This is a genomic window from uncultured Mailhella sp., from assembly GCF_905187505.1.
GTDB lineage: Bacteria > Desulfobacterota > Desulfovibrionia > Desulfovibrionales > Desulfovibrionaceae > Mailhella.
The window spans coordinates 1-4,714 of sequence record NZ_CAJJIC010000158.1 but is presented as its reverse complement, the minus strand read 5'-3'; the positions used below and the strand labels follow the sequence as shown (position 1 = coordinate 4,714).

3 protein-coding genes are annotated in these 4,714 nt (G+C 59.7%); 2 read left to right on the top strand and 1 reads right to left on the bottom strand.

The window, feature by feature from the left end; all coding sequences use genetic code 11:
• A partial coding sequence (locus tag QZZ60_RS10620; protein WP_295641243.1) for a DeoR family transcriptional regulator occupies positions 1–166 on the bottom strand: 166 nt, incomplete at its 3' end.
• A gap of 353 nt (positions 167–519) precedes the next feature.
• Here QZZ60_RS10620 and QZZ60_RS10615 point away from each other — a divergent pair.
• Together QZZ60_RS10615 and QZZ60_RS10610 are read left to right on the top strand one after the other, a co-directional pair.
• Positions 520–3,615 (top strand): hypothetical protein, encoded by a 3,096-nt coding sequence (locus QZZ60_RS10615; protein ID WP_295641242.1) that lies wholly within the window; start codon positions 520–522, stop codon positions 3,613–3,615.
• 167 nt (positions 3,616–3,782) lie between these two features.
• The coding region (locus tag QZZ60_RS10610; protein WP_295641241.1) for a TRAP transporter substrate-binding protein at positions 3,783–4,714 on the top strand (932 nt) is incomplete at its 3' end.

The following is a 4,714-nucleotide window of genomic DNA, read 5'->3' as shown; positions in this document are numbered from 1 at the left end:
CCCCGTGAAAGCGCTGCACCCGGCCTTCGTCGGCAAGCTGATTGATGTCACGCCGCATGGTCTGCGGCGTGACGGCAAAGTGCTGGGCCAGTTCCTCAATCGTGGCATAGCCGCGCTTGTTGAGAAACTCAAGAAGATTCTTTTTTCGGCTGTCTGCTCTGTTCATGGGTCATCCTGCAAAGAAGTGCGAGAAGTATAAAAGCAACGGACCTCTTTCGGCAAGGGAAAAGAATGATGGGAAAAATGCAGTGTGTGAAAAAAAACACTATTGACACACTGGTGTAACAAAGACTACACTCTCTTAATTCGATCCGTTTGCTTTTTTCCCGGGAGAGACGAAGATGACGCGAAGGTGCGTCCCGAATTCTCCCGGGACAGGCGTTTTTTGAAGCGCCCAGCGGCACGGCCGTTCTTGAGGAACCGACGGACTGCTCGAAAGGGCGCGTCACGGTGCGGGCGGATGGCGAAGCTCCCGGAAAAGCGGCTTTTCTGCGGTCTGTCCGCGTGCCGGACGGGAATATGCGCGATTCTTGCAACAGCGACAACTGGGGAAAGAGGCACAGAATGTCGGTAAGTTTTTATTTTGACAGGCAGGACAGAGAGATCCTGACCATGGTCAACAGGATACTGGAATGTCCGGACAAGGCCCAGAGCCGGGTGTTCGACGCCAACCTGCATCCCCACGGCATCAAGGGACTGGTGATTTCCCGCGTGTCGAGGGTGGCCTATGCCGTCATCAACCTGCTCACCAATCTGGAAGTGGGCCAGGCCGACGACCGCATCATGGCGCTTCAGGCCCTCTACGACGAGGTGATGAGCAGCGCCCATTCCATGCTGCGCCGCAACACGGCCCGCGTGCTTCTGCAGATCATGAAGGACCTTGTGCGCGCGCAGGATTCTCCGCTCACCCAGCTCAAGCTGGCGCACGATTTCCGCAAGGCGGCCCAGGGCACCCCGCGCGTGGTGCGCAAGATGCTCGCCCGCTATCATCTGCCGGAAATGCCCGAGGAATGGAATCAGCTCTCCTTCGACGACCACGTGTACGACGCCCATTCGCGCGGACGCAAGACCCCCACGCACCTCATCATGGACGCGTGGATCAAGGGACTGCGCTATCTGACCGTGGTGTACTCCAACTACATAGACTACGCGGCCGCGAGAGAAATTCTGGACGCCGCGGCCATCATGGGCATTCATGTGCGCGTGGGGCTCGAGGTGCGCTGTCCCTTCCGCGGCCGCTACGTGAGCATGGTGTGGGTGCCGCGCGGCTTCAGCGCCTCCGGCGACTTCCTGGAATTTCTGGAGTCGGACAAGATGCGCGCCCTCACCGAGCAGGGCCGCGCCGCCGTGGACTGGCGCAGGCAAAGAACCCTCGAGGCCCTCGATCGCTGGAACTCCGGCCGCAGACACGAAATTTCCGCCGCGTGGGGCATGGACATCCCCGAAATCAAGCCCGGACGCCTCATGGCCTGCGTGGGCCTCGGTCAGCCTTCCTTCGAGCATCTTGCCGAGTGCATGCACGGTCATGTGCTGCCCTTTGCCAAGGAGCGCGCCCGCGCCCTTAAAGAACGCGTGGCCGCAGGAGACGACGAGGACGGCGCCGCCGAACGCGAAATACTCGAGCTGGAAAACCTGACCAGCGCGGTCATCGCGCGCGACTGGCTGGAAGGCTCGGACCTGCCCGTCATAGGCTCGGACGAGAAGGACCTGCCCGCCATGTTCACGCGCTCGCCCGCTCAGATGGTGGAGGAACTTTCCACCCTGCACACCGGCTACCGTCTCATCCTGAACCTCGCCGGTCTCAACGTGCGCGACGTGCTCGAGCTGCTCTACGACTGCGACTGCTGCATCACCCACCTCGAGCTCTTCAACCTCAAGGACTGGCACGAGGGCCTTCTCAACGACCTGCCCGCCATCAACGAGCTTCAGACCGTGCTCAACGAGGGCCGCGGGCCGCGCATCAAGCAGATGGTGCATGAAATCCTCGACAGCCTCGAGGAGAAGGGCGAAACCGAAAGGGCGGAGAAGTTCCGCAGCATTCAGAGCAACATTCCCACGCTCTGGGAATACTACCGCAAGAACCCTCTGAAGAGCCGCATAGGCTCGAACTCCGTGCGCGACAACAACGGCCGTTCCTTCGGCATGGGCTTCGTCTACGCCGAAACCCTGCCTTCCCGCGCCAAGAAGACCCTGCGCGAAAACAGCCGCTATGTGGGCGAAATTCCCGTGCATACCCGCATCGAGGAGCGCGTGAGCTACGAGGACGACAGCGAAAGCGTTTCCGCCTTCACGCGCGTCATTCGGCACATTCCCGGCTTCCGTCACTTCCTTCAGCCCAGAAACCGCGCCTGGCAGCCAGACGACAACAGCGAAATCACCCGCTCCGGCAACGTGGTGAGTCTCGGCGGCATCAACACGCCTCCCGCCAACGCGCTTCTGGAGGAAAAGCAGCCGCAGAAGGATGACAAGCCCGGTTCCGCCTACCTGAGCACCACCGTGACCAACTGCATCAAGGTCCTTGCCGGATTCATCCCTTCGGTGGCCTCCTTCCTCTATACCCAGGACTGGTGGTTCCTCGCCTGGTTCGGCACCTTCATATGGTTCGGCATCACCGGCATCCGCAACATCATTCAGATGGTCGTGGCCGGCAACGGCACCACGCGCACCACGCTTCTGCGCTGGAAGGATCACGTGAGCATCAGCCGCATATGCGACTCGCTCATGTATACCGGCATTTCCGTCGCGCTCCTTGCGGTCATCGTGCGCGTGTGGCTGCTCGAGGATCTGTGCGGACTCAGCGTGCGCGAACATCCCGGCATCGTCTTCGCCGTGCTCAACTTCGTGAACGCCATCTACATCTGCACCCACAACATCTATCGCGGCTTCCCCCGTGAGGCCGCCATAGGCAACCTCTTCCGCAGCGCCCTCGCCATTCCCGTCTCGTCCTGGTACAACCAGGCATTCGTGGCCATCCTGCTCTTGTGCGGCGTGGAAGATCCGCTCTTCTATTCCGTGCCGAGCGCGGCCATCATCTCCAAGCTCGCTTCCGACACCGTGGCCGCCGTCATCGAAGGCTACGCCGACAGCCAGAACAACCGCCGCATGCGCCGCTGGGACTACGACGGCAAGATCGCCCGCGTGTTCGCCTGCTACACGAGACTCGAGCTGCTCTTCCCCGAAGAGGACATACTCATCAAGCTCGCCCGCTCCGAAGGCCGCGTCGACGAGCTCAGCGGAGAGGCCCGAAAGCTGGAACTCGCCCTCATCATCAACGCCCTCGACCTCATGTACTTCTGGTTCTATCAGCCCCGCGCACAGGACGCCTTCCGCCGCATGGTCAGAAACATGAGCCAGGCCGACAGAACCGTGTTCGCCCGTTCCCAGCTCGTGCTTCTGCGTGAGCGGGACATAAGCCAGCTTTTTGTGGACGGCCTTGTGGGACGGAACTTTTCGCAGCCTCTGGCCTTCTATCTCGACAAGCGTCGCGACTACCTCAACGCCATGATGAAGCTCTGCCGTCCCGGCCGCAAAACCGTTCAGCAACTGCCTTCCATTACCTTTGAAGGAGACACCCCCTCCGCCGAACAAAAAAGCGTTTCTTCCGCGCAGGGATGAAAAAGACCGGACTTTGTATTGCTTAAAGGGCTGAAGTATAGTACACGAAAGACATACTCGCAGACGCCGATGATCGTTTGCGGGCATGACATTCCCGTTGGTTCGCGGGAATGTCGCAACGCGTATGCCAAAAGGCGGCATACCTGAACAAGTTCTGAGGAGGACTTATGAAACGCTTTGTTGCTCTTTCCCTGATCATGGGTCTGATGATCGGCGCCACGGCCATGGTCGGCACCGCTCAGGCCGCCAAAGTCATCAAGATCGCCGGCATGAAGGCCGAAGGTGAACCCGAAACCATCGGCATGCACAAGTTCGGCGAATATCTTGAAAAGCTTTCCAACGGCAAGTACAAGGTAAAGGTCTACCCCAACAGCTCCCTCGGCAAGGAAGACAAGTACATCGCCGACACCCGCCGCGGCACCATTGAAATGTGCGCTACCGGTACCCAGGTCGCTTCGTTCCATCCCGCCATGGCCATGATGGAAACCCCCATGCTGTACGACAGCTATGAACACGCCTACAAAGCCATCAACGGCGGCGTCTTCGACCTCCTCACCGACGGTTTCACCGAAAAGTCCGGCCTCCGTACCCTCAATATGTTCCCTCTCGGTTTCCGTCATTTCTACACCAAGAATCCCGTGCACAGCATTGACGACATCAAGGGCCTCAAGCTCCGCGTGCCGAACATCACCCTGTACACCACCTTCGCCAAGGAATGCGGCATCAACGGCCAGGCCATGCCCTTCGCCGAAGTCATGAGCTCCGTTGACCAGGGCGTCATCGACGGCGGCGACAGCCCCCTCTCCGACATCACCTCCACCAAGGTGTACGAAAAGTGCCCCCAGATCACTCTGACCGGCCACATCCTCGTCATCCACAGCCTCTTCATCAACGAAAAGCTCTATCAGTCCCTGCCTGATCAGGACAAGGCCTGGTTCAACGAAGCCGCCAAGATGGCTGCTGAAGACGTCTGGAAGCTCGTGCAGGATATGGACAAGAAGTCCATCGCCGAAATCGAAAGCCACGGCGGCACCGTTTCCGAACCCACTCAGGCCATGAAGGACTTCATGACCGAAGCTGCAAAGCGCACCTGGACCAT